The 25,444-nt window shown below is 65.6% G+C and carries 22 protein-coding genes; 7 read left to right on the plus strand and 15 right to left on the minus strand.

All coding sequences use genetic code 11. The annotated features are described in order from the left end of the window. Positions 1-84 precede the first annotated feature (84 nt). The 7 genes from RUGAMON1_RS02835 (at position 85) to RUGAMON1_RS02865 (ending at position 9,921) form a co-directional block, all read left to right on the plus strand. On the plus strand, positions 85-1,650 hold the full coding sequence (locus tag RUGAMON1_RS02835; protein WP_445229062.1) for a S53 family peptidase: 1,566 nt from the start codon (positions 85-87) through the stop codon (positions 1,648-1,650). A 168-nt stretch (positions 1,651-1,818) separates the two neighbouring features. Further along, on the plus strand, positions 1,819-2,433 hold the full coding sequence (locus RUGAMON1_RS02840; protein ID WP_445229063.1) for an EF-hand domain-containing protein: 615 nt from the start codon (positions 1,819-1,821) through the stop codon (positions 2,431-2,433). Between the two features lie 193 nt (positions 2,434-2,626). After that, entirely contained in the window at positions 2,627-4,165 is a 1,539-nt protein-coding gene (locus tag RUGAMON1_RS02845; RefSeq protein WP_445229064.1) for an efflux transporter outer membrane subunit, read from the plus strand. Positions 4,166-4,207: 42 nt separating this feature from the next. Continuing rightward, positions 4,208-5,353, plus strand: a complete 1,146-nt coding sequence (locus RUGAMON1_RS02850; RefSeq protein WP_445229065.1) for an efflux RND transporter periplasmic adaptor subunit — start codon at positions 4,208-4,210, stop codon at positions 5,351-5,353. A gap of 13 nt (positions 5,354-5,366) precedes the next feature. Next, the gene (locus RUGAMON1_RS02855) at positions 5,367-8,465 is read left to right on the plus strand and encodes an efflux RND transporter permease subunit (protein ID WP_445229066.1); all 3,099 of its coding nucleotides are present in this window, start codon (positions 5,367-5,369) and stop codon (positions 8,463-8,465) included. An 11-nt stretch (positions 8,466-8,476) separates the two neighbouring features. After that, complete coding sequence (locus tag RUGAMON1_RS02860) at positions 8,477-9,517, plus strand: GGDEF domain-containing protein (protein WP_445229067.1); 1,041 nt, start codon at positions 8,477-8,479, stop codon at positions 9,515-9,517. Further along, positions 9,514-9,921, plus strand: a complete 408-nt coding sequence (locus RUGAMON1_RS02865; protein WP_445229068.1) for a hypothetical protein — start codon at positions 9,514-9,516, stop codon at positions 9,919-9,921. The genes RUGAMON1_RS02860 and RUGAMON1_RS02865 overlap by 4 nt, the downstream gene beginning before the upstream one ends. Before the next feature lie 4 nt (positions 9,922-9,925). Here the strand turns inward: RUGAMON1_RS02865 and RUGAMON1_RS02870 are convergent, their stop codons facing one another. The 15 genes from RUGAMON1_RS02870 to RUGAMON1_RS02940 all read right to left on the minus strand — a co-directional run bounded on the left by RUGAMON1_RS02870 (position 9,926) and on the right by RUGAMON1_RS02940 (position 25,335). Continuing rightward, positions 9,926-10,501 (minus strand): NnrU family protein, encoded by a 576-nt coding sequence (locus RUGAMON1_RS02870; protein WP_445229248.1) that lies wholly within the window; start codon positions 10,499-10,501, stop codon positions 9,926-9,928. A 73-nt stretch (positions 10,502-10,574) separates the two neighbouring features. Further along, positions 10,575-11,507 carry a MaoC/PaaZ C-terminal domain-containing protein gene (locus tag RUGAMON1_RS02875; RefSeq protein WP_445229069.1) on the minus strand — a complete coding sequence of 311 codons (933 nt, stop codon included), beginning with the start codon at positions 11,505-11,507 and terminating at the stop codon, positions 10,575-10,577. Continuing rightward, positions 11,504-12,907 (minus strand): serine hydrolase domain-containing protein, encoded by a 1,404-nt coding sequence (locus RUGAMON1_RS02880; protein WP_445229070.1) that lies wholly within the window; start codon positions 12,905-12,907, stop codon positions 11,504-11,506. Before RUGAMON1_RS02880 ends, RUGAMON1_RS02875 begins: the two co-directional genes overlap by 4 nt. Next, a complete protein-coding gene (locus RUGAMON1_RS02885; RefSeq protein WP_445229071.1) occupies positions 12,908-15,304 on the minus strand; it encodes a TonB-dependent receptor in 2,397 nt (798 codons plus the stop codon). Further along, positions 15,301-16,521, minus strand: a complete 1,221-nt coding sequence (locus tag RUGAMON1_RS02890) for a sterol desaturase family protein (RefSeq protein WP_445229072.1) — start codon at positions 16,519-16,521, stop codon at positions 15,301-15,303. The genes RUGAMON1_RS02885 and RUGAMON1_RS02890 overlap by 4 nt, the downstream gene beginning before the upstream one ends. A 117-nt stretch (positions 16,522-16,638) precedes the next feature. Beyond that, entirely contained in the window at positions 16,639-17,172 is a 534-nt protein-coding gene (rrtA, locus tag RUGAMON1_RS02895; RefSeq protein WP_445229073.1) for a rhombosortase, read from the minus strand. Then, positions 17,165-17,854, minus strand: coding sequence for a rhombotarget lipoprotein (gene rhlP, locus RUGAMON1_RS02900; RefSeq protein ID WP_445229074.1), 690 nt, complete (start codon positions 17,852-17,854; stop codon positions 17,165-17,167). The genes rrtA and rhlP overlap by 8 nt, the downstream gene beginning before the upstream one ends. Before the next feature lie 12 nt (positions 17,855-17,866). Beyond that, the gene (locus RUGAMON1_RS02905) at positions 17,867-17,995 is read right to left on the minus strand and encodes a hypothetical protein (RefSeq protein ID WP_445229075.1); all 129 of its coding nucleotides are present in this window, start codon (positions 17,993-17,995) and stop codon (positions 17,867-17,869) included. 69 nt (positions 17,996-18,064) lie between these two features. After that, positions 18,065-18,577 carry a redoxin domain-containing protein gene (locus tag RUGAMON1_RS02910; protein ID WP_445229076.1) on the minus strand — a complete coding sequence of 171 codons (513 nt, stop codon included), beginning with the start codon at positions 18,575-18,577 and terminating at the stop codon, positions 18,065-18,067. Between the two features lie 9 nt (positions 18,578-18,586). Continuing rightward, positions 18,587-19,129, minus strand: a complete 543-nt coding sequence (locus tag RUGAMON1_RS02915; RefSeq protein WP_445229077.1) for a carboxymuconolactone decarboxylase family protein — start codon at positions 19,127-19,129, stop codon at positions 18,587-18,589. 79 nt (positions 19,130-19,208) lie between these two features. Then, positions 19,209-19,862, minus strand: a complete 654-nt coding sequence (locus RUGAMON1_RS02920) for a MarR family transcriptional regulator (protein ID WP_445229078.1) — start codon at positions 19,860-19,862, stop codon at positions 19,209-19,211. A 51-nt stretch (positions 19,863-19,913) separates the two neighbouring features. After that, positions 19,914-22,091 (minus strand): TonB-dependent receptor, encoded by a 2,178-nt coding sequence (locus RUGAMON1_RS02925; protein WP_445229079.1) that lies wholly within the window; start codon positions 22,089-22,091, stop codon positions 19,914-19,916. Between the two features lie 149 nt (positions 22,092-22,240). Continuing rightward, on the minus strand, positions 22,241-22,510 hold the full coding sequence (locus RUGAMON1_RS02930) for a hypothetical protein (protein WP_445229080.1): 270 nt from the start codon (positions 22,508-22,510) through the stop codon (positions 22,241-22,243). A 118-nt stretch (positions 22,511-22,628) separates the two neighbouring features. Continuing rightward, entirely contained in the window at positions 22,629-23,306 is a 678-nt protein-coding gene (locus RUGAMON1_RS02935) for a response regulator transcription factor (protein WP_445229081.1), read from the minus strand. 175 nt (positions 23,307-23,481) lie between these two features. Further along, the gene (locus RUGAMON1_RS02940; protein ID WP_445229082.1) at positions 23,482-25,335 is read right to left on the minus strand and encodes a hypothetical protein; all 1,854 of its coding nucleotides are present in this window, start codon (positions 25,333-25,335) and stop codon (positions 23,482-23,484) included. Positions 25,336-25,444: the final 109 nt, after the last annotated feature.

Below are 25,444 nucleotides of genomic sequence, written 5' to 3' on the forward strand. Positions count from 1 at the left end.
CAACGACTCCTCTGCGCTGCATCAATCGCGCGGCCATGGCGGCCAGTATCTTTTGACGGTAATCCCAATCGAAAGGAGCTTACGATGGCCACGACATCCACCCCCCATATCATTCCCGGCAGCGGCCAGTTGGCGTTGCAGGGCGCGGTCGCGCTGGGTCCGGTTGCGGACGAGCAGACCATAGAAATCACCGTGCGGCTGCGCGCCGCGCCCGATCGCGCGCCGCTCGACCTGCAGGCGGCCACCGCCGACGCCCAGCCGGTCGCGCGCCAGTACCTGAGCCGCGAACAGTTCGCCCAGGCCCACGGCGCCAGCGACGCCGACATCGCCCAGGTCGAGGCCTTCGCGGCCCAGCAGGGCATGGTGGTGATCAGCAGCGATGCGGCCCAGCGGCGCGTGGTGCTGGCCGGCACGGCCGCGCAGATGTGCGAGGCCTTCGGCGTCCAGCTGGAAGAGTACGAATATCCGGACGGCAGCTACCGCGGCCGGACCGGCGAACTGAGCGTGCCCGCTGCGCTGGCCGGCGTGGTCGAGGGCGTGTTCGGGCTGGACGACCGGCCGGTCGCCACGCCCAAGTTCCAGCGCCTGCAGGCGGACGGCTTCGCCTCGGCGGCGGCCGCCAACATCGCGTTCTCGCCGCCGCAGCTGGCGCGGCTGTACAACTTCCCGCAGGGGCTGGACGGCAGCGGCCAGTGCATCGCCATCATCGAGCTGGGCGGCGGCAGCCGGCCGCGCGACCTGAAGGTGTATTTCGGCGAGCTGGGCTTGCCGGTGCCGCGCGTCAAGTCGGTCTGCATCGACCACGCCAAGAACCGCCCCTCCACCGCCAACAGCGCCGACGGCGAGGTGATGCTCGACATCGAGGTGGCGGGCGCGGTGGCGCCGGGCGCGCTGATCGCGGTCTACTACGCGCCCAACACCGAACGCGGGTTTCTCGATGCCATCACGGCCGCCGTGCACGACGCGACCAACAAGCCGTCGGTGATCTCGATCAGCTGGGGCGCGCCGGAATCGGCCTGGACCGGCCAGGCCATGACCGCCTTCGAACAAGCCTTCGCCGACGCCGCCGCGATGGGCGTGACGATCTTGTGCGCGGCCGGCGACAACGGCTCCACCGACGGCGTCGGCGACGGCGCCCAGCACGTGGACTTCCCGGCGTCGGCGCCGCACGCGCTGGCCTGCGGCGGCACCCGCGTGATGCTGCAGGACGGCGGCCCCGCCGTCGAAACCGTGTGGAACAGCGGCCCCAACAGCGCCACCGGCGGCGGCTACAGCAGCTTCTTCGGCTGCCCCGACTACCAGCAGGGCGTGGTCAACGGCCATGCCGCGCGCGGCGTGCCGGACGTGGCCGGCGACGCCGATCCGGCCAGCGGCTACAAGGTGCGGGTCGACGGCCAGAACCTGGTGTTCGGCGGCACCAGCGCGGTGGCGCCGCTGTGGGCCGGCCTGCTGGCGCTGATCAACCAGCGGCTCGGCCGTCCGGTCGGCTTCCTGCATCCCTTGCTGTACGGCTCGCTGCAGGGCAGGGGCGTGACCAGGGACGTTACGAACGGCAATAATGGCGCCCAACAGGCGGTGCCGGGATGGGACGCCTGCACGGGTTGGGGCTGTCCCGATGGGGAAAAACTATTGCAGGCTTTGAGTGATTAATTTTGTAAATTAGAACAATTCTTTAGTGCAAGTTTCGCATGGGAAAAAGACACTTTTTCGCTCTACAGCCCGCTAAAAATGGTGATTGTTGCCAAAACCTTGATAGAATGATGGGGTAGAAGTTATTTTTGCTCGACAGTTCCAGGTGTCGTCAAACAGGAGTCGATTATGATCATGGTGAACAATATTGGTGGTGCTTCCCTTCCTGCGGCCGTGGTCGCGGAGAAGACGCTTGAGCCGAAGAAAAACGCCACGCCTGTAGCCGAAACCAATGCGGACTTGAGCGCATCGGTCGCCGCCTATCTGTCCCTGCCTGGCTTCAATTCCCCGGTGCAAAACGACCCCGTGCTGACCGCCAACGCGGCCGACAAGGCCAGCGCCGTGGTCAAGGCCGTGGCGGAATCGGATGACGATGGCATGAAGCTGGCGTTGAAGCAATTCGACGAAGGCTTGAAGCGCCTGGTGCAGCGTCCTGAGACCGAGTTCTTCCGCGCCAAGTTCGGCGTCGACGCCAGCGCCGACGACAGCAACAAGCTGGTGTCGCCCGATCCTTTGCCGGGCGTCGATGAAAACGGCGTGCTGGGCAGCGGCAAGGTCGACATGGCCGCCGACACCAACAAGGACGGCAAGATCAGTCCCGAAGAGCTGCGCCGCTACCAGATGCCGATCACCTACCGCAGCAGCGAGCGCGCGGTGGATTCCGCCGTCAACGGCCCATCGGCCTTTTCGCTGACCGAAGTCAACCGCGCTTACGGCGTGGTGGCCACCGCAGAAGCCGCCTGACCTGTCCCACACAGCTTGCCCTAAAACGGGCTTCGCCTTCACGGCGGAGCCCGTTTTTTTTCGTGCTGCAAGTTTCGCGGCGCAAACGTCATACAAAAAACACACTCAGCACCTAAAAAATGCGAATATGTCAGGCAAAAGTGCAGTTCAGTTAACCTTTTGGTCTGGCATGACCCTTCAGCGGGAGTTTTTTGTGAGAAAACAGAACTTCAGGCAGTTCCACCGGCAAGCCGTGCACGCCGGCGTGGCGGCGCTGGTCGCGGCGGGATTGGGCGGCTGCGCCCTCGGCCCCGAATTCAAGACGCCGGCCGCACCCGCTGCGGCGGGCGAGCGCTACACCCCCACGCCGCTGGCGGCCCAGACGGCGGCATCGGCCGGCGTCGGCGGCGCCGCCCAGCAGTTCGCCATGGGCCAGGATATTCCGGCGCAGTGGTGGACGGTGTTCCGCTCGCCGGCGCTGGACCAACTGATCCGCAGCGCGCTGGAGCAGAACCCGAATATGGCGGCGGCCGAAGCGGCGCTGCGCCAGGCGCAGGAAAGCTATAACGCCCAGTCCGGCAGTCTGGTCTATCCCACGGTGAACGGCCAACTGGGCGTGGCGCGCCAGAAGGTGTCCGAGTCCGGCGGCGGCAACGGCGGCGTCTTCAACCTGTACAACGCCTCGGTCAACGTCGCCTACACGCCGGACGTGTTCGGCGCCACCCGGCGCACGCTGGAAGGCGCGCGCGCCCAGGTCGACTACCAGCGCTTCCAGGTCGAGGCGACCTACCTGGCGCTGAGCGCCAATGTGGTGACCACCGCCATCCGCGAAGCGTCGCTGCGCGCGCAGCTGAAGGCCACGCAGGAAGTGCTGGCCGCCCTCAACCAGCAGCTGGGCGTGATCGAGAAACAATTCCAGTTCGGCGCCGTGCCGCGCAACACCTTGCTCACCCAGCGCAACCAGGCGGCGCAGATCGCCGCCACCTTGCCGCCGCTGGAAAAGGCGCTGGCGCAAAGCCGCCATCAGCTGTCCGTGCTGGCCGGCAAGCTGCCGAGCGAGGCCGGCATGCCCGAGTTCGAGCTGGCCTCGCTGACCCTGCCGGAATCGCTGCCGGTGTCGCTGCCGTCGGCGCTGGTGCGCCAGCGGCCCGACATCCGCGCCAGCGAGGAACAGCTGCACGCGGCCAGCGCGGCGATCGGCGTGGCGACGGCGGCCCAGTATCCGCAGTTCACGCTGAGCGGCAGCTACGGCTCGTCGGCCCAGACCTTCAGCAAGCTGTTCGACGCCGAGACCACCGCCTGGAACCTGGCCGCCGGCCTGACCGCGCCCATCTTCAACGGCGGCGCCCTGAGCGCCAAACGGCGCGCGGCGGAAGCGGCCTACGACGTGGCGGCGGCCCAGTACCGCGCCACGGTGCTGACGGCGTTCCAGAACGTCGCCGACAGCCTGCGCGCGCTCGACTCCGACGCCGCCGCGCTCAAGGCCCAGGCCGAGGCGGAGTCGCTGGCGGCCGAATCGCTGGCGCTGGCCACCCAGCAGTACAAGCTGGGCGGCATCAGCTACCTGGTGCTGCTGGACGCGCAGCGCAGCTACCAGCAGGCCCACGTGGCGCTGGTGCAGGCGCAGGCGGCCCGCTATGCCGACACGGCGGCGCTGTTCCAGGCGCTGGGCGGCGGCTGGTGGAACCGCGCCGGCGGCGTGCCGGCGGCCACGGCGGTGTCGGCGGCCGCGCCCTACGGCAGTGCCAAGTAAGCAGCACATATCAAACAACACTAAAAAGCAGGAGAACGATACATGACCAAGCGTATGTTCATCATGATAGGCGCCGTCCTTTTACTGATCGTCGTGCTGGCGTTCGGCAAGTATTTGCAGATTAAAAAACTGATCGCCAGTTCGCCCAAGCCGACCGCGCAGGTCGTCACCGCGATCAAGGCCACCGTCTCCGAATGGCAACCGCAGCTGACGTCGGTCGGCACGCTGGTGCCGGTGCGCGGCGTCGACGTCACCACCGAGATCGCCGGCCTGGTGCGCCAGGTGCACTTCAAGTCGGGCGACGAGGTCAAGGCCGGCCAGGTGCTGTTCGAGATGAACGCCGATTCCGACATCGCGCAGCTGCGCGCGCTGCAGGCGGCGGCCGACCTGTCGGCCTCGGTGCTCAAGCGCGACAAGCTGCAATTCGCCGCCCAGGCCATCAGCCAGGCCCAGCTCGACAACGACGACGCCGACCTGAAGAGCCGCAAGGCGCTGGTGGCGCAGCAGCAGGCCGTGGTCGACAAGAAGACCATCCGCGCGCCGTTCGCCGGCAAGCTGGGCATCACCGCCGTCAATCCCGGCCAGTACCTGAACCCCGGCGACAAGCTGGTGACCTTGCAAACCATCGATACCGTTTATATCGATTTCTTCGTGCCGCAGAAACAGCTGGCCGGCCTGTCCATCGGCCAGAAGCTCAGCCTGACCAGCGACGCCTATCCGGGCGTGGCCTTCCCCGGCAAGGTGACCTCGATCAGCCCGAAAGTCGACGCCGCCACCCGCAACGTGCAGGTCGAGGCCACGGTGCCGAACGCCAAGCGCCAGCTGCTGCCGGGCATGTTCGCCAACGTCAGCCTGGACCAGGGCGACCAGAAGAAATACCTGACCCTGCCGCAGACCTCGATCACCTACAACCCCTACGGCTCGACCGTGTTCGTGCTGGCGCCGCCGCCGGCCGACGCCAAGGACACGCTCAAGGATGACAAGGGCAACGCCCACCTGGTGGCGCAGCAGGTGTTCGTCACCACCGGCCCCACGCGCGGCGACCAGGTCGCCATCCTGACCGGCGTCAAGGAAGGCCAGACCGTGGTCACCAGCGGCCAGCTCAAGCTGAAGAACGGCACGCCGGCCGTGATCGACAACAAGGTGCAGCCGGCCAACAACCCGAACCCGACGCCGCAGGAACACTAAGGGAATCCGCGCCATGAATTTCACCGACATCTTCATCAAGCGGCCGGTCCTGGCCAGCGTCGTCAGCCTGCTGATCGTGGTGCTGGGCCTGCGTTCGTTGTTCAGCCTGCCGATCAACCAGTATCCGAAGACGCAGAACGCGGTGGTCACCATTTCCACCACCTACTACGGCGCCGACGCCTCCACCGTGGCCGGCTTCATCACCCAGCCGCTGGAAGGGGCCATCGCCCAGGCGCAGGGCATCGACTACCTGTCGTCGTCGTCCAACAGCGGCGTGTCGGTGATCACCGCCACCCTGCGGCTGAACTACGATTCCAACCGCGCGCTGACCGAGATCACCACCCAGGTCAACTCGGTGCGCAACCAGCTGCCGCAACAGGCGCAGCAGCCGGTGCTGACGGTGCAGACCGGCCAGACCACCGACGCCATGTACATGGGCTTCTACAGCAACACGCTGCCGACCAACAACGTCACCGACTTCCTGGCGCGCGTGGTCAAGCCGAAACTCGATTCGATCCAGGGCGTGCAGACCGCCGAGCTGCTGGGCGCGCGCCAGTTCGCGCTGCGCGCCTGGCTGGACGCCGGCAAGATGGCGGCGCACGGCGTCACCGCGACCGAGGTCAGCGCCGCGCTGGCGCAGAACAACTACCTGACCGGCCTGGGCGCCACCAAGGGCCAGATGGTGACCGTGCCGCTGACCGCCGGCACCGACCTGCACACGGTCGACGAGTTCAAGGCGCTGGCCATCAAGCAGGCCGGCGGCGCCATCGTCCACCTGGAGGACATCGCCACCGTCACGCTGGGTTCGGAAAACTACGACTTCAACGTCGCCTTCAGCGGCGTGCGCTCGGTGTTCATCGGCATCAAGGTGGCGCCGGAAGCCAACATCCTGGACGTGGCCAAGCGCGTGCGCGAGGCCTTCCCGCCGATCAAGGAACAGCTGCCGAACGGCCTGACCGGCGAGATCGTCTACGACTCGACCGAGTTCATCAACACCTCCATCGACGAAGTGGTCAAGACCCTGATCGAAGCGCTGGTCATCGTCACCATCGTCATCTACCTGTTCCTGGGCAGCTTCCGCGCGGTGATCGTGCCGGTGATCGCGATGCCGCTGTCCTTGATCGGCACCTTCTTCGTGATGCTGATGCTGGGCTATTCGATCAACCTGCTGACCCTGCTGGCCATCGTGCTGGCGATCGGCCTGGTGGTGGACGACGCCATCATCGTGGTGGAGAACGTCGACCGCCACATGAAGGAGGGCATCAAGCCGTTCGACGCCGCCATCATGGCCGCGCGCGAGCTGGGCAGCCCGATCCTGGCGATGACGGTGGTGCTGATCGCGGTGTACGTGCCGATCGGCTTCCAGGGCGGCCTGACCGGCGCGCTGTTTACCGAGTTCGCCTTCACCTTGGCCGGCGCGGTGGCGGTGTCGGGCATCGTCGCGCTGACCTTGTCGCCGATGATGTGCGGCCACTTCTTCGACCCCAAGCAGGATGAAGGCAAGTTCGTCAAGGCCATCGACAAGGTGTTCGAGAAGGTCCATAGCGGCTACCTGCGTTTGCTGCACAGCCTGCTCAACACCTGGCCGGTGCTGATCGTCATGGGCCTGATCCTGAGCCTGCTGCTGGGCGTGATGTTCAAGATGTCGCAGTCGGAACTGGCGCCGGAAGAGGACCAGGGCATCGTGCTGTCGCAGGTGGTCGGCGCGCCGACCGCCACCTCGGACCAGATGCAGGCCTACGCCAAGCAGATCTTCGACATCGCGCACCAACTGCCCGAATACGAGCAGATGTTCCAGATCACCGGCGTGCCGACCACCAATTCGGGCATCGGCGGCGTGCTGTTCAAGTCGTGGGACAAGCGCTCGCGCTCGGCGCACGAGATCCAGCAGGACCTGCAGGAAAAATGGAGCCATGTGGCCGGCGGCCGCGTGGCGGCGTTCCAGTTCCCGGCGCTGCCGGGCAGCTCGGGCTTGCCGGTGCAGTTCGTCATCACCACCACCGAGCCGTTCGAGAACCTCAACACGGTGGCGCAGGCGGTGCTGGACAAGGCGCGCAAGGACAACAAGTTCTACTTCGCCGACGTCGACCTGAAGATCGATTCGCCGCAGGCGCGCGTCGAGGTCGACCGCGACAAGCTGGCCACGCTGGGCCTGACGCAGCAGGACTTCGGCAACGCCATGGGCGCGGCGCTGGGCGGCGGCTACGTCAACTACTTCTCGATCTCCGGCCGGTCCTACAAGGTGATCCCGCAGGTGCAGCAGGTCGACCGCCTGAACCCGGCCGACGTGCTGGACTTCTACATCAAGACCCCGGGCGGCGTCATGATTCCGGCCAGCACCGTGGCCAGCATCAAGTACAGCGTGCAGCCGGAATCGGTGACCCGCTTCCAGCAGCTGAACTCGGCCACCATCGCCGGCGTCACCGGCGCCTCGCAGGGCGAGATCCTGGAATACCTGCGCAACACCGTCAAGGAAGTGGCGCCGTCGGGCTACACGGTCGACTACTCGGGCGGCTCGCGCCAGTACATGAGCGAATCGGGCGGCTTCGTGGTGACGATGGCGTTCGCCGTCATCATCGTGTTCCTGGCGCTGGCGGCGCAGTTCGAGAGCTTCCGCGATCCGATCGTGATCCTGTTCTCGGTGCCGATGGCGCTGTTCGGCGCGATGACCTTCATCTTCCTCGGCTACGCCTCGATCAACATCTACACCCAGGTCGGGCTGGTGACGCTGATGGGGCTCATTTCCAAGCACGGCATTTTGATCGTGGAAGTGGCCAACCACCTGCGCGCGGCCGGCAAGAGCAAGCGGGAAGCGATCGAGGAGGCGGCGGCCACCCGCCTGCGCCCCATCCTGATGACGACCGCAGCGATGGTGTTCGGCGTGGTGCCGCTGGTGGTGGCCTCGGGCGCCGGCGCGGCCGGCCGCCATGCGATGGGCCTGGTGATCTTCACCGGCCTGTCGATCGGCACCTTGTTCACGCTGTTCGTGGTGCCGGCCATGTATATGTTCCTGTCCGGCCAGCATAAAGCCGAACCGCAGGCCGAACCGCAGGCCGCCCCCCACGGCGCCGGCGGCGCGGCGCCGGCCCACACCGCCGGGCAGCCGACCTGAAGCCGGGTACGATGTCCGCCGCGGACCAGGAGACGGCGCGGCGCTTCGGCTGGCTGAACGGCCAGCGCAAGCGCAGCATGGAAGAAGTCATTCTGATGATGCTGTGCGCGCTGTGCGTGCCCAGCATCCTGCCGTTCGGCATCTACCGCCTGATGCAGCACCAGTGGCTGTCGGCCATGGTCGACATGGCGCTGGTGCTGGCCATGCTGGCGGTGATCGCGCATGTGTGGCGCACCGGCCGCCACCGGGTCGCCAGCTTCTGCGTCACGCTGTTTTATTCGGCCGGCATGCTGGCCACGGTGTACCTGCGCGGCGTGTCGCTGATCTACTGGGTGTATCCGACCATGATCGCCTGCTACTTCGTGCTGCGGCCCGGCGTGGCGGTGGCGATCAACAGCGTCTCGCTGGCGGTGCTGGTGGTAATCCTGCTGTCGCAGCTGGCGGTGCTGAACCTGATGACCATCGTCGTCACCATCGGCCTGGTCAACCTGTTCGCGTATATCTTCGCCCAGCGCACGGGCGCGCAGAACAAGGCGCTGCACACCGAGGTGGAGCTGGACTTCCTGACCGGCGTCGGCAACCGCCGCTCGCTGGACCGCAAGCTGGCCGACCACGCCGACGAGCGCCGTCCGCACCTGCCGTCCTGCCTGCTGTTGCTGGACCTGGATCACTTCAAGCAGGTCAACGATCTGTACGGCCACGCGGCCGGCGACCAGGCGCTGATACGGCTGTGCGAGGTGATGCGCCTGCATACGCGCTCGAGCGACCGCATCTTCCGCTACGGCGGCGAGGAGTTCGCCGTCATCGCCAACGGCGCGGCGCTGGACGCGGCCAGCCGCCTGGCCGACAACCTGCGGGCCGCCGTGGCCGCGGCCAGCCTGATTGAAGGCCATCCGCTGACGATCTCGATCGGCGTGGCCTTCATGGACAAGCGCCGCACGCCGGCCGACTGGCTGATGCAGGCTGACAAAATGCTGTACGCGGCCAAGCAGGGCGGGCGCAACGCCGTGCGCGTGGCCGCCGGCGATGCGCCCGACATGGAGCAAGTATGAGAAATACCATCGTCGCGGGAATATTGGCGGCCATGCCGCTGCTTGCCTGGTCTTTGCCGGAAGTGCCGCCACCGGCCCCCAAAGCGCAGCCCGAACTGCTGGCGCGCGACCTGAGCCTGCCGCCCGCGTTGTCCGACGAGATGATACGCAAGGCGGTACGCGCCACCATCGTCGAAGATCCGCATCCGGCCGACACGGCGAACCGCGCGGCCGGCGTCTTCGGCACCACGGCGCCGACCATGCATGACACGATGACGGCCGCCTTCGAGCAGGCCAAGGTGCCCGATTGCCTGCACGGCGACGCGCTCAAGCTGCAACCTGCGCATATCGGCCCCATCGCCGTGGTGGGGCCTTACTCGCTGCCGTGGGTGATCGCGGCGGTGATACGGGGCAAATGCAACTGAGGTGTCAGAACGGCTTCACGCCGATCAGCATCTGGTGCAGCCAGTGGGCGAACAGCACCGCCACACCGAAGCCGGCCACCACCGTGACGGCCGTCGCCACGCCCTTGCCGGGCGGGTAGATGGTGCCGGCGGCGGCGTCGCGCCGGCGCGCCGTGCGGAACAGCAGCACCGACCACACCAGGAAGCTGCCGAACAGGATGATGTCATGCAGCGTGCCGTTGGCCAGCAGGTGGGCCAGCGCCCAGACCTTGACGGCCAGCGTCATCGGATGATGCAGGCGCGCCTTGATGCCGTTGCCCGGCACATAGGCCGCCATCAGCAGGATGAAGGACAGCACCATCAGCGGCGCGGCGATGTGCGCCATGAAGCGCGGCGGCGACCACACCACCACCGGCTGCTGGCGCGCCAGCCCGTAGCCCCAGACCAGCAGGCCGAAGCCGGCCAGCGACACCAGCGAATACAGTCCCTTCCAGCCGTTCTCGCCCAGGCGCGCGCGCATGGCGCCGCGCCAGTCGTCGGCGAAGATGCGGACCGAATGCAGCCCGAGGAAAATCAGCAAACCTAATATCAGTAGCGCCATCATCACATCCCTGGAGTTGGTTGAACTGCGCCGACGATACACCGGCTGGCGGCGGCATGCAATGTCGGCGTAGTCAGCGTAGCCGGCCCGCGAGGTGGACCATGTCGCCGCCGCCGGCCAGCCGCAGCGCGCGCCAGCCGTCGGCGCCGGCCTCCGATGCCAGCTGCACCGACAGCGCCTGGCCGGGCAGCGTGACCGGGCGCAGGAAGCGCACATCGAGCTCGCGGAAGCTGCCCGGCGCCAGCGTTTCGTAACTGCGCGCCAGGCTGCCGAAACCGTGCAGCACCTTGCCGCCGAAGATGGAGCGGCGCGCCAGCGGCCCGCACCAGTGGATCGGGTTGAAGTCGCCGGTCAGCAGCGAGAAGCGCAGGCCGTCGCTGGCGTCGGCGCGCCAGGTGCCGGCGGTCAGCCAGGCGGGATCGGGCGGCCGGACCGGGGTGTTGCGGGCGGAACGCCCGCCAGGCAGGCGCACGCGCATGTGCAGCCGCGACTCCACCAGGCGCGCCTGCTGCGCGGTGCCGGTGCCGACCGCCACGACGATCCTGGCCCAGCCGTCCGCATGCGCGACCTGTTCGACCGAGGCGCTCAGCGTCAGCGGCGTGTCGCGCGGCAGCGGGCCATGCACCGTCATCGCAACGCCCTGGTTGATGATGCCGGTGAGCCGGTAGGGCAGCTGCATCAGCAGTTCGCTCACCAGCGGCAAGCTCCATTGCGACACCATGTGCGGCGGCAGCTGGCCGTCGTAGCGGCCGGCCGCGCCGCACCAGCGGATGTAGTGTTCGACCAGCTGCGCCGGCGGCGCGGCGATGCGGCGCTGGAGCGGTGCGACGGCGAGCGTCCGCACCGGGGGCGCATCCGGTGGCGCATCGGCGCTATGGGGCACCTCGGGCGCCTGGGGCGCCAGCAGGGCGCGGCCTGCGGCTTGCAGCAGCATCCTGGCGGTGGCCCTGAGCATCGCGCCCTGGTGGCGCAGCAGGCCGTAGGGAATGGCGTCGGCCGCCGTCATTCCAGCGCCCTGATCACGGCGCCGAGCAGCGCCTGCGGCTGATAGTTCAGGCGACCCGGCGTCAGGCCCAGCCGCACCAGCACCAGCTGCTTCGACGGCACGATGGCGATGGTCTGGCCGTCGTGGCCCTCCAGCCAGTAGGTATCGGCCGGAAGCTTGAACGGCGGGTCCGGGTCCTGTCCTTCCGGCGTGCTGCCGGACGGTCCCCAGCGCCATACTTGGCCCTGTCCGTACTGGCCGCCGGAGGCCGGCGCCACCTGCTGCATAGTGGCCACGAAGCCTTCCGGCAGCAGGCGCTTGCCTTGCCAGACACCGTCCTGCAGCAGGAACTGGCCGAAGCGCGCCCAGTCCTGCGTGGTCGCATACATATAGCTGGAGCCGACCAGATTGCCGCGCGCATCCGCCTCCATCACGGCGCTGCTCATCCCCAGCGGCTCGAACAGGCGCGCGTGCGGCAGCGACAGCACGGCCGCCGATGTCGGCGCAGCGTTCGCGCCGGCCGCCGCGCGCTGCCAGATCCGCGACAGCAGCAGCGTGGTGCCGCTGGAGTAGTTGAAGGCGGCGCCGGGTGGCTGCACCAGCGGCCGGGCGGCGGCGTAGGCCGCCATGTCCGGTTCCAGGTACAGCATGCGCGTGACGTCAGAGACGTCGCCATAGCCTTCGTTGAATTGCAGGCCGCTGCTCATCGCCATCAGCTGCGCCAGCGTGATGGCCGCGCGCGGATCGGTATCTGGGCTGCCTGCATTCGGCCAGAAGCCGCTTTGCTGCAACGCCAGTTTGCCGTCGGCGATCAGGATGCCGACCAGCGCCGCGCTGACGGTCTTGGTCATCGACCATCCCAGCAGCGGTGTGCCGGCGTGGAAGCCGGCGCCGTAGCGCTGCGCTACCAGGCGGCCATGGTGGATCACGGCCATGCCGCGCATGCCGGGACCGGCCAGCGCATCCTGCGCCAGCAAGGCCTGCACCGCCGGCAGGGTCTCCGGCTGCGAGCCGGTCGGCCACGCCACATTGGCGGACGGCGCCCAGATCTTCAACGGCGAGAACCGGTACTGCGCGGCCTGCGTAACGTCGTTGTCCGGCACCACGGCGCATCCGGTGCCGGGCCGGTACACGGCCAGGCCCTTGCCGATAAAGCCCAGCAGGTCGGCGCGCACCAGCTTTTGCTCCTGGTCGACGCGCACTTGCAGCAGCTTGAGGAGGGGATGGCCGGGCGCCTGCACGTCGTCGGCCAGCACGGCCTGCGCATCGCGGCCGGCGATGAACACATTCGAGCACACCATCTTGGCGCCGTAGCTGGCGCCCACCCGCAGCAGCTCGGGCGGATGCAGCGCCAGCGTCAGCACGGCGCCACCCACCAGCACCAGGGCTGCGGCGGCGGTGAGCTTGAGTACCTTGGCCATCTACAAGCTGGCCCGGAATTCCACCGCGATCATGCGCGGCGGCGTGAGGTAGGCATAGGGCGCACCATATTGCTCCGTTTGTCCACCGAGGCTGGTAATGTAGCGCTGGTCGAACACATTGTTGACCAGCAGCGCCACGCCGTAGCGCGAACTCGGGCTGTCCCAGCCCAGGCGCAGGTCGAACTTGCTGGTGGCCTTGCCCGTCTCAAGCTGCGCGGTGCGCAGGCACTGGAGCTTGGCGGTGTCGCTGTTGCAGCGCTGCGCGCTCGAATGCGTGCCCTGGAAATTCAGGCTGCTGCGGCCGCCCAGTGTTTCCCAGTTGAGGTTCACGCCCGCCATCGCCGTCAGGCGCGGCGTGCCGACCGGCTGGCCGCCCAGGTCCAGCGTGACGTTGCCTGCGGCGTCGAGGCGCTGGTAGCGGGTATAGGTCTGGTCGATGTATTCCATGCCGCCGAATACCGTCACGCGCGGCGTGATGCGCATGCGACCGTCCAGATCCAGGCCGTGCGCCTTCTGGTCGCTGGACACCACGTTATAGGTCGGCAGCGTGCCCACGCTGTACAGCTGGATGTCCTGCAGATTCTTGAACTTGTAGGCGAACAGCGAAGCGTTGACGGTGGCGCGCAGCTCGGGGAAGGCCAGCTTCACGCCGGCTTCGAAGTTGGTCATCTTCTCGGGCGCGAAGCTCGGGTCCTTGCCGGTGTTGGTCGGCGAGGCCGGATTCGGCGGCGTGAAGATATTGAAGCCGCCGGCCTGGTAGCCGCGCGCCAGGGACGTGAACAGCAGCGTGTCCTTGTTCAGCTTATGGTCCAGCACCAGGCGCGGGCTCCAGTCGGTCCAGTCCTTCTCGCGCGTGACGGGCGACGATGCCAGCTGCGCCGCCGTGCTGAAGATGACGTTGGACGGGAAGGCCGAGGCATCGAGTCCCGCCAGCGGGCCGAAGCTGTTGAGGAAGTTGTCCAGCTGCGGCGACACGCGGCCCGGCACGTACCAGGTCATCTGCTTGTTATCTCGCGTGTAGCGCAGGCCGGCGGTGACGTTGGTGGCCGGCGTCAGGTGCCAGATGGTGTCGCCGTAGATCGAGACCGACTTGGTCTTGACGTCGCTGTAGTGCGTTTCGTCCCAGCTGAACACCGTGTTCGGGCCGATGCCCGGCAAGCCCGCCGCGCCCAGGCCGCCGAACAGCATGGCGAAATTCGGCTGGCCGCCGCCGAACTGGCTCAGCGTGTCCAGCGTGCCGGTGGTGACGAAGGCGCCGGCGTCCTGGTGCTCGTTGTTGTGATAGAAGCTCAGACCCGCGATCCAGTCCAGCTTATCGGTTTTGCCGGACAGCTTGAACTCCTGCTGGAAGCTGTGGGCGCGCTTGGCGTCCAGCGTGGTCAGGTACAGGTCGGGACGGGCGCCGCCGTCGTTGTCGGTCACGTTGTGGGTGCTGAAGCGGCGATAGGCGGTGGTGGAGTTGAAGGTCATGCCGGCCAGCGGCGTTTCGAAGCGCAGCGTGGCGCCGTCGAACTTCCGTCCCTCGGTGCCCTGGTCGTCGTTCTGCAGCGGCGCCTTGAAGGGATCGACGAAGTTGGCGGTGTAGGCCGCGTCATAGACGCCGGTGTAGCCGCCCAGCGGCAGCCGTGGATCCTTGATGACGCCGAAAGCGGGGCGGCCATGCTGCTCCATGTTCTCGTGCTCCCATGCGAACACCAGCTTGGCGGCGTCGAAGTCCTTGCGCAACGTCAGGCGGGTGGCCCAGTCCTTGTCGCCGCCGGATTTTTTTCCGGTGGCGGTGTTGTCGACCCAGCCCTCGCTGCCCGAGCGCACCGCCACCAGGCGCGCGGCGAAGCTGTCGCTGATCGGCAGGTTCATCATGACGTCGGCATTGGCGCGGCCGTATTTGCCCAGCTTTATATGGCCGGCGGCGTCGAGCTCCTTGCCCGGTTCATTGGTGGTGATGGCGATGGCGCCGGCCGCGCTGTTACGGCCGAACAGCGTGCCCTGCGGACCCTTGACCACTTCGATGCGCTGGACGTCGATGAAGTTCATCAGCGCGCCGCCGGTCTTGCCGGTGTAGACGCCGTCGACATAGATGCCTACCGGCGAATCGGTGGCGATGCCGAAGTCGCCGGTCTGCACGCCGCGTATGCCGAAGCCGGGCTGGGTCGGCTCGACCGCGTCCACCACCAGGCCGGGAACGTAGCCGTTCAAATCGCCCAGGTCCTTGGCGCCGATGGCGTCGAGGTCTTTGGCGGTCAGTACCTGGATGGTCATCGGCACGTCCTGCACGAACTGCTTGCGGGACTGTGCGGTGACCACCACCGACGGGATCTCGTCGGCGGCCCACGCGGGCGGCACGAAGAAGGCTGCGGCCAGGCTGGCGGAAATTACGGTGCGGGCAGGGATGCTCATGTCGTCCTCCATTGGAAAGTTTTTATATTCTTGTCCAGCCAAACTACAGCGATCACCATGACGACCAGGATCGTCAACTTCAAAACCATCGGCGCTGCATACCCGAACCACTGCGGCAGCAGCGCGAACGCCAACCCTAGTCCCAACGCGCGCGCCTGTTCCGCGCGCAGCGCCCACCGGCGGTCTTCCAGCAGCGCCCCCAGCGTCAGTGTGCTGGCGACGACCACGCCCGCATACAGCAGCAACTGCGGCTGCGCCAGCGAAGGCGCGATCGCGATCAGGTGCGATACGCACGGCACCAGCAAGGCGAATTGCAGCATGGCGTAGAGCGCGGCGGCAGGCGGCGTGGCGGGGCGGTAGTGCGTGAACAGGGTGGCGTCGAAGTGACCGAGCGGTTCGCCGGTCCAGCCGCCGGGTGGCCCGAACCACACATGCAGCTTGCCGCGCCAGCCGCGAACGCTGCGCGACGCGAGCCACAAATCGGCATAGTAGTGCAGGTTGGCCCAGGCGGGATTGAGGCTGCGCAGCGGCGTGCGCACGCCGTAGATAATGCGTTCGTCCGCGCGCTCGTCGGCGTAGGTGCCGAACATGCGGTCGAACAGGATCAGGATGCCGCCGTAGTTGCGGTCGATGCAGTAGTCGTTCTGGCCGTGGTGTACGCGGTGGTTGGACGGCGTGACGAACACCCGGTCCAGCAATCCGAGGCGGCCGACCATTTCGGTGTGCACCCAGTACTGGTACAGCAGGTCGATCAGGCCGACGCCGACCAGCACCAGCGGCGGCACGCCGGCCAGCGCCATCGGCAGGTAGAACAGCCAGCCCAGCACCCAGCCGCTGGAGGTCTGGCGCAGCGCGGTGGAGAGGTTGTAGAACTCGGACGAGTGGTGCACCACGTGCGCGGCCCACATCACGCCGACCTCGTGGCCCAGGCGGTGCGTCCAGTAGTAGCAGAAATCGTAGGCCAGCAATGCGCCCAGCCACACCCACACGCTGTTGGCGGGCAGCGAGACGAAACGCCAGTGCTCGTAGACGGCGGTGTAAATGCCCAGCATCGCCAGCTTGACGAACAGGCCGACCACCTGGCTCACCATGCCGAGGTGCAGGCTGGTGAGGGCGTCGGCGGTATCGTAGGCGGCCAGTCCACGGCGATGCGCAATCCATGCTTCGAGCAGGATGGTCAGCATGAAAACGGGAATGGCGAAGACGATAGGATTCACTTCGGGCCGGGGTCGTTTAAGTCCAAACGATTATGCCTATATCCATGCAAGATACACAAGAATTAACGGCAATGTTGAGGCTTGTGAAACACAAACGGGTCAGATTTACATTGATAGTTAATCCAGTTGCAGCCGGGACTTGCCGGCCATGAGCGCAACCGCGCCGGCGACGACGCCGAGCAAGTGCGCCTGCCACGCGACCACCACGTCGGCCGGCAGGTTGGACCAGCCTAGCTGCTGGCCAAGATCTGCGCCGGCGGCTTCGGCGCAGATCTTGGCCAGCAGCGTAGCGGCCATCAGCAGCAGGGCTGCGCGCGTGGAGCGGGCGGCGCGCGGCCACAATGCGCCGCCGGCCATCACCACCAGCATCGCGGCGATGCCGGATGCGCCGCGGTAGTACAGGCAGTGCGGCGCGAGCAGCAGCATGCCCAGCGAGATGAACGGCGCGCCCAGGCCCAGTGCTACCAGCAAGCGGCGCATGCCGGCGGCCGGCGATGCGCTCAGGTGCACCACGATGACGGCGGCCGCCAGCACCACCGCGAAGTCGATCAGCGCATGCCGCATGGAGTAGTGGACCAGGTGCCCGGTCCATAGCCGCCATAGCTGGCCGGCCAGCAGGGCGTGGCGGTCGAATTCCAGCAGCTCAGGCACGGCGCCCCAGTCGCCACGCCAGGCCTGCCAGCAGCGCCACCAGCGCCAGGCCTAGCCAGTCCATCGCGCCGCCGCCCTTGTAGCCTTCCTTGTTTTCCACCTGGTAGTTGGCGTCATGCTTGATGCGCTCGCGGAAGTTGTCCAGCTCCGCTTGCAGGTTGGGCACCAGCTGGTCGACCGCGGCGTTGTAGCCCTCGACCTGCGCGGCGCGCGATTTTTCGCTGAATCCCGCCCAGCTGGCGCTGCCCTTGACCTGGCTGGTGCCCGGCGCGCGGAACAACAGCTTGTGGCTGCGGACATCGAACACCGAGGCGTCCAGCATGGTCTGCACATCGTACTGGTCGCCGTGGATGACGTAGGCGCCGATGATGGTCCAGTACAGCATCGACAGCGCGTTGGAGTCGTTGAACTGCACCTGGTCGTAGGAGAGCAGGGCCACCACTTCAACGTCGAACATGCGTCCCACTTGCTCAAGATTGGTGAAGCCGCCCCTGGCCCGCATGTACTGGGTTGGGATGATTTCGATCTTGCCGATGTAGGGATGCCTGGAGAAGGAATCGCGCACGCGCTCCAGCAGTTTCATGCGGGCCGCCTCGGACGTGCCGTTGCCCCAGCCCGCGCCGGGCACGAAGGCGATGCCGACCTTTACCGGCGGCCGCAAGCGCGTGACCGTGGGCGTCATGGCCGGTGGTTCCTAGGCGTCCGGGTAGAGGTAATCGACGATGCTGCCGGTCTGTTTGACGCTGCGGCTGTAGCTCATGGAAGCGCAGCTGGACAGCAAGGCCGCCAGCAGCGCAATGGTCAGGATATTCAGGATACGCATGTGGATTCTCCGGTGGTTGCGGATTATGCGTTCCTGAATCTCCTGTGTGAAAGCGCCGTGCCCGTAGTACTACCGGATGCTACAGGCGGTATCGTCGCAGTGCACTTCCGGCTGCGCCACCGGTTCGGCGAGCAGGCGGCCGATCAGCGCGCCAACCTGCATGTCGTCGGCGCGGCCGAAGTGGTTCAACCGCAGCCGCCCCTGGCGATCGATCAGCAACAGCGTCGGCGTCCCGCGCAGCTGGTACTGTTCCATCGTCAGCGGAATGGCGCCGCGCGGCGCCGGCTGGTCTATCGCCACCGGGAACTGGATGTGGTACTCGTGCACAAAGGCTTCCAGCGCTTTGGCCGTCATGACGTCGTGGTGCTCGAACACGGAATGCAGTCCGATCACGGCGACGTCCTGCTCGTCGAAAGTGCTGCGTATCGTCCTGGCCTGCGGGATGCCGTGCGAAACGCAGCCGGGACAAAGCATCTGGAAGGCATGGACGGCGACGACCTTGCCGCGCAGCTGACTTAGCGACAGCGGCTGGGCGGTGTTCAACCAGGCCGCAACCTGGAGTTCGGGGGCGATAGCGTGCATGGTTGCTCCTTATTTGGCGCGCAGTTTCACCGCAGGGAAGTCGACCGGCACCTGGAAGGCGACGTTGACGTAGTTGGTGAACAGGTTCAGCGCTACATGGGCCATGATCTCGACGATGGCCTCGTCGTTGAAGCCGGCGATGCGCAGCGCTTCCACGTCCTCGTTGTCGATCTGCGCGCGGTTGCTGACGACGGCGACGGCGAAGCGCAGCGCGGCGGCGGTCTTTGGATCGGTTGACTGGCCGGCCTGCGCGGCGCTCATTTCGTCAGCGCTGGCGCCGGCCTTGCGGCCCAGGGCCGTGTGCGCGGCCAGGCAGTAGTCGCAGGCATTGCGGTCGGCGATGGCGACGGCGATCTGCTCGCCGAGTTTTGCGTCGATCACGCCGCCGCCGAGGGCGCCGAACGAGCCCCACATGCTCTTCAACGCGGCGGTCGAATTGGCGACGGCCTTGAACATATTCGGCGTGGCGCCGAACGCGCCCTGGATTTGCGCCAGCAGTTGTTGGCGTTCGCCGGTGGTGTCGGCAGGGGTGACGAGGGAGATGCGGTTCATGGTATTTCCTTTCAAGGGTTAAAAAGTACTGCGGTTAAAAAACAAGTAGGACTCCTAATTATTGTGGCGAAAAAAAATCTCAGGCAAACACCTTCCAGTTGCGGCGGCGCGTGGCGGGATCGGCCGGCACCTGCTCCGGGCAGTCCATGCGCAGCAGCGCTACCGACAGCGGCGCGTTCACCAGCCCGCAGTGGTGCGGCGCGGGCTTGCCGGGATGGCGGTTGGCTTCGAAATACTGGCATGACAGGCAGGCCCGCATCTCGGGGAAGCGCTCGGTCTTTTGCAGTTGTGCGATCAGCTTGAACAGGCCTGTCAGCAATTCAGTCTGCTGGGCGGCGGGCAGGGCGGCGGCGGCATCTTCGGCAAAACTCAACGCGCTGCCGATGCGGGCCGCCGTGGCGACGCCTTCATCGGTGAGGAACAGCGCGGTGGCGCGGCCGTCGTCCTCCGCCCTGGCCTTGTACAGCAAACCCTTGGACACCAGCGCCGACACCGAATCGCTGGCGCTGGCCGCGCTGATCGACAGCTGCGACGCCAGCCAGGACAGGCGCACACCCTGCTTGCGGCCTTGCAGCAGCTGAAGGATCTCGGCCTGCGCCGGATTCAGGTTTTCGGACGTGGCGAACTCCCACATACCGGAGCGCATCACACTGGCGATGCGTCCGATAGAGGTGATGATACGCGCGGAGACATCCGGCGTATCCTGCCACGGCTTGTTTGGTTTGGTGTCCATGCTGTGCATTATACACAGGGATTCCAATTTAACAAGGACTCCTAACTAAAATCAGAATCCGACCGAAATTCCAGCGTAAAGCGTGCGGCGAGCACCGTATTGCGGCGCGCCCACGCCTACGCCGGAACCGTCGCGCAGCAGATAGGATTTGTCGAAGGCGTTGACCAGCGCCAGGCGGCCTTCGACGTTGCCGATCGCTGTATTCTTCCAGTTGTGCGTCAGGGACAGGTTGACTGTGGTGTAGTGCGGCAGCGTACCGGAGTTGGGCGCGGCGCCGTCGGGCGTCATGCGCAAGCCGCTTCCGTACAGGAAGTCGCCGTTCAACTGCGTCGCGCCCCAGTGGTAGTGGGCGCCGCCCGATACCGTGTAGGTCTGGTCGTGGTCGACGTAGATGTAGTGGTTGGCGATGTAGGCCAGTTCGTCCGGGCCGAACAGCGACTGGCCGGAGACGATGTTCTGGCCCTTGGCCTGCTGCGTGGTCAGATTGAGGAAGCCGCCCCAGTTGGCGCGGTTGTACACCGCCGACAGCTCCAGGCCCTTGGCATAACCACGGTCATAGTTAAACGGCGACAGTATCAGCGCCTGGCCGAACTGGCCTTCATCCAGCATGTTGCGGATTTTCTTGTAGTAGGCGTCGGCCGTCACGGTCAGCTGTTCGTTGACCTGGTGACTCAAGCCGATGTCGTAGTAGTTGGTGCGCTCGGCCTTGACGTTGTCCGACACCGCCACCTGCGGCGCGTTGGTGGTGCCGGCGTATTTGTCGATGCTCGATTGCGCGGCCAGTTCCTGCGGCGGTGGCGTGAAGTAGCGCGAGTAGCCGGCATGCAGCGCCGTACCTTTGGCGAGCTGGTAGGCCAGGTTGACACGCGGGCTCCATTGCTGCTCGTCGACGAAGGCCGATACCTTGTCGAAGCGCAGGCCGTAGTTCAGCGTCAGCGGCGCGGCGATATGCCATTCGTCCTGCAGATAGAAGCTGGACAGCTTGCCGGTCTTGCTGCTGTTGTCGATGATGGTGCGCGGATCGGTGCCGGCCTGAGAGCCGCTGTCGTCGGTGTCGAACACGGCGACCGCGTTGTCGCTGTGGGTGGTCTGGCGCGAGTAAGCCAGGCCGGCGCGCACGGTGTGGCTGTCGTTGAGTTTATAGCTGGCGTCGAACTGGGCGCCGCTGGCGGAGTTGGAGCGCAGCGTGTTGGAAGCGACGCCGTTGTAGATCAAATCGCCCAGCGCGTCCGGCGTGTAGTGCAGTTCCGAATACTGGTGGAAGGCCGATACCTGGTAATTCAGGTCGCCCAGGCTCTTTTGCAGCGACAGCACCAGGAAGCGGTTCACCTCGCGCTGGCGCTCGTCCAGCTGCGACGACGGCAGCTTGCTGGTGCCGGCGGCGGCGTCGCTTTGGCCGGTGAGGGAGAAGCCCGGCGCCTGGTCCGGATTGTTCGGAATCTGGAAGCGGCCGTTGTAGGTGCCGAACATCAGGCCCAATCGGGTTTGCTCGTCCAGGAACCAGGAGAGCGCGCCGAAGGACTTGCTTTGTTTGGTGCGGTCGTGCAGCGCGGAGCGGGTGGCCTGCGGATTCTCGATGCCCAGCGCGTTCGACAGGTAGCTGCCGGACAGGTAGTAGTTGAAGGCGCCCTGGGTGCCGAAGAATTCCGCGCTCGGTTCGACGTAGTCGTTGCCGCCCACCAGCACGCCGACGCGGCCGCCCGATTTGACCGTACCTTCCTTGGTCTGGATGTCGACGATGCCCGAGGTGCGCAGGCCGAATTGCGCCGGCAGCGCGCCGGTGATGAAGTCGGTCTGCTGGACGAAGCGGGTGTCGATCGACTGGCCGAAGCCGGTGATACTCTCCGGCAGCTGTACGCCGTTGACGCGGTACTGCACATTGGCGTGGTCGTCGCGCACGTGGATGGAGCCGGAGCCTTTCGAATCCTGGCTTACGCCGGGAAGGCGCAGCAGCACTTCGTTGAACGGCGTATTGTCGCCGCGGCCAAGCTGCTCGATCATGTGGCGGTCGATCGAATAAACGGTGGTGCCGACGTTCGGCGACAGGTCGATGCGCGCGCTCTTCAAATGGGCGGCGGTCACTTCCACTTGCTGCATCGGACTGCCGTCGGCGCTGGCCGGTGGGGCTGCGGGGCTGGCCGCGGCATCGTCGGCGGCGCTGGCGTGGTGGGCGCAGAAGGCGGCTGCGAGCAGCAGTGGAAGGGCGCGGAGTTGTGGCGTGCGTTGCATGGTAAGTCCTTGAATGTTCAGGCGTGGCTAGCCTCCGGCCTGCGCGATCATGTCGGGCAGGCGCGCGGCTACGCGCACGGGGCGCAAAAGTGCGGCCGTGTTAGGTGTAACGAAAAATCGTTACGAAAAATCGCGACGAAAAAAGCGAATCAGAGGGAGATAGCGGCAACGCCGGGTGGCGCGTGCGAGGGCGGGGTGAGGAAGTCGATCCGGCGGGCCCGGATGGATCGCTGCGGGACGAGGGCGGGCTGGCTGACCAGCATCGCCACCGGCACCACCGCCAATGCCGGTGGCGGAACACCGGCCGGCATGTGCGCGATTACGCAAGCTGCGCAATCGTTTTGAGTGTCGGCATAGGCGTGCTTGTGCGAGCTCGCCCCGATCAGTTGCAGCGACAGGAACACCAGCACGAACAGCATCAGGACGCGCTGGATGCGCGTCTTGTGATGTGAAGTGCCTACGGAGAGTGTATGTGCATGCATGCCTTGATTTTACAGCGCTTCTGCGAAGTTCGCCAATGACTATCTGGTAATGAAGTCAATGCTGGCCGATCGCGCCGTCGCCCACCAGGCCGCGCCGGGTGGCCAGCACCACCGCGTGGGTGCGGGCGGTGGCGCCCAGCTTGTCGAACAGTCCCTTGACGTGGGTCTTGACGGTGCCGACACCGATGCCCAGTTCGCGCGCGATCGACTTGTTGCACTGGCCTTGCGCCAGCAGTTGCAGCACATCGGTCTCGCGGCTGGTCAGGCCGACGCGGGTGAAGCTGTCGGCCACGCAGCGGCTCAGGTCCGCGCTCAGGTAGCGCAGGCCGCGGCTCAATGCGCGCACCGCCGCCGGCAGCTGGTCGGCGGCGCAGCTTTGCAGCAGGTAGCCGTGCACGCCCGCCATCATGGCGGTGCGCACTTCCCATTCGCGATCCATCTGCGTGACGATCAGCACGCGCGCTTGCGCCTCGCCGTGATGCGGCGCGTTGGCGCGTTGGCGCATGAGCTCCAGGGCGCCCTTGTGGTCGAAGATGACGACGTCCGCCTGGTTTGGCTGCGGCGGCGCCGCGTCATGCGCGATCTGCATGTCGCTCTCGGCGCCGAGCAGCGCGGCCAGGCCGGCGTTGATGATGGCGTCGCTGTGCGCGATCAGCACGCGCACCTTGACGTCCTGGTTGGCGAGGTTGCCCCCGATTGCGGTGTGTGGCCAGTTCCTGGTATCCAGTCGCATCTCAATTCTCCCCGAATAGTGACATTGAATTCGTTTGCTGTCCTGCGGCAGAAGATTAAACTGGATGAAGGTTTTTGCCACGCCCCGATACGGGGTAACGGCACTACCCAGAAAGGGTGATGGATGAAATGCATCCGACGATTTCAGACGAAACCGTCAGATGCACATGGGGGTGTTACTGAGTCGACGGCGTGGTCGTGGTTACTGTTGGCCAGTAGCGCGGGAACTCCGTGCGGATCAGGTCCGTGACTCGTTTCAGGTCGGCGTTGTTGCCGTTCCAGGTGGTGTACATAAAGCCGTCCACACCTTTCACGCCGTCGGCTTGCTCGCCCGCTTGCAGGTTAGTCAGCCAGGTACGGGTGGATGCCAGCGAGGAGTCGTCGTAGTACAAGGCGATCATCTGCCGGAAGTCCTTGTCCGAGAAGAATTTCAACGACTGGCGCTGCGACATGGTACTCCAGTTCATGATCGTCGTGTTCGGCTTCAGGCCTTTCCAGGCATCCGTCAGGTCGCCGTTGACGGCGAAGTACTTCGGCAAGGCGTTGAGGTTCGGGTCGAACATGTCGTTCCAGATGTACATGTTCACGTTGGGATTGGTTTGCAGTACAGTGTCCTGCATCTTGGTCGTGGTGCGGGCCAGGTAAGCGCCGGCGGTAGCGTCGGTGCAGGACGGATCCCAGTTCATCACGCGCCACTCGTCGTAGTAGATGAAGTAGTTCGACGGCGCAAACAGGTTGTTGATGCCGTCAAAGACCGCCTTCTGTTCGTCGAAGTAGGTTTGCGAGCAGGTCGACGCCGGCGTGGCGTAGCGACCGCTGAAGTTGTCGCCCGATTGGTACGACGATACCAGCAGCTTGTCGCCATTGCGTATCCGTCCGGTCGACAGGATGGACAGTTTCTCGGCCAACACCCTGTAGTCGGTCCCTTCGGTATAAACGGTGCCGTCAAGCGCGGTGACTTTTACCGGCAGCGTAGCGCGGCGGACGGTGTGCGGCAGGCCGACTTCGCGGATATCGATGTCGTCGATCCAGGCGGCGCCGTCGGTTTCCATGGTATTGCTCCACGTGCCCATATACAGGCGGAAGCCGTCGTAGTTGAGGGTATTGATATCGAAGTCGTAGCGCGTCCAATCCTGGTCGGCGGCAAACGTATTGGGGTTGTCGTTCCAGTTGCCGTTGCTCTGCGTGCCCCAGCCCATGCCGGCGTTGCTCGAGTAGTTACGATAGATGGCGTTCACGCCGGTCGGATCGTTGACCATGACAGTGAATTTGTTTTTGTAGTTCTGGGTCTTCATCCAGAACGAAACCCGGTACGAGGTGTGCGGCTTGAGATTGCCGAACTGGTGCCACAGGCGGGCGGTGCCATAATTCGGACCGTTCAGGCCGGCCGTCGAAATGAATTTGACCGAGTTCGTTTCTCCGCTGGCCGAAGGGTGGCCGACGGTGGTATCGAGCGTCATTCGGCTGATCGGATCTGCCAAGCCCCAACCGCCGAGGCCGTTCGCGAAGGTTCCGTCCGTGACGATCGACGTGCCGTCGGCCTGCGCCACGGCGCCATTGACGGTGAACGCCATGCGGTCGACCGGGATCGCCTCGACCAGTTCGGGATGGCGGTACTTGGGGATTTCCGGACCGCCGGAGACCGGGATCAGGTCAATGCCGAGATTCTTGGCCTTCAGGGACAAGGCCTTAAAGTTATCGACAAAGTTGCGATGGGGATTGTCCGGCGTGCCGAGCAGCGTCAGGTAGCTGCTGGCCAAAGCAATACCGTTGTAACCGTTGTCCTTGGCCGTGGTGATCAGATTGTTCAGGATGACGTAATAAGGATCCTGTTCGTACAGACCGTTGCCCATGTTGGACGAGTAGTAGATCCAGCGTTTTTTGAAGCAGGTATTGGTCGACTGGCAGGACGCCTCCGGCTCGAAAGGGGCGGCGGTGGTCATGACCTCGCCGGGGGCGCTGGTGGCTTGCGCTTGCGCTCCCTGGCAGGCAAACATCAGGCCCAGGCTCAATGCCAAGGGGGTTAACACGGGTGTGCGCATAACATTCCTTATTAAAAATCAATGGTTGTCTATTATGCTATGAGATTACAATTAATAAATATTTTTTTACAACTAACACCCCAAAAGTAGGAGCAAA

The sequence above is a fragment of the Duganella rhizosphaerae genome, from assembly GCF_040364205.1.
GTDB classification, from domain to species: domain Bacteria; phylum Pseudomonadota; class Gammaproteobacteria; order Burkholderiales; family Burkholderiaceae_D; genus Rugamonas; species Rugamonas rhizosphaerae.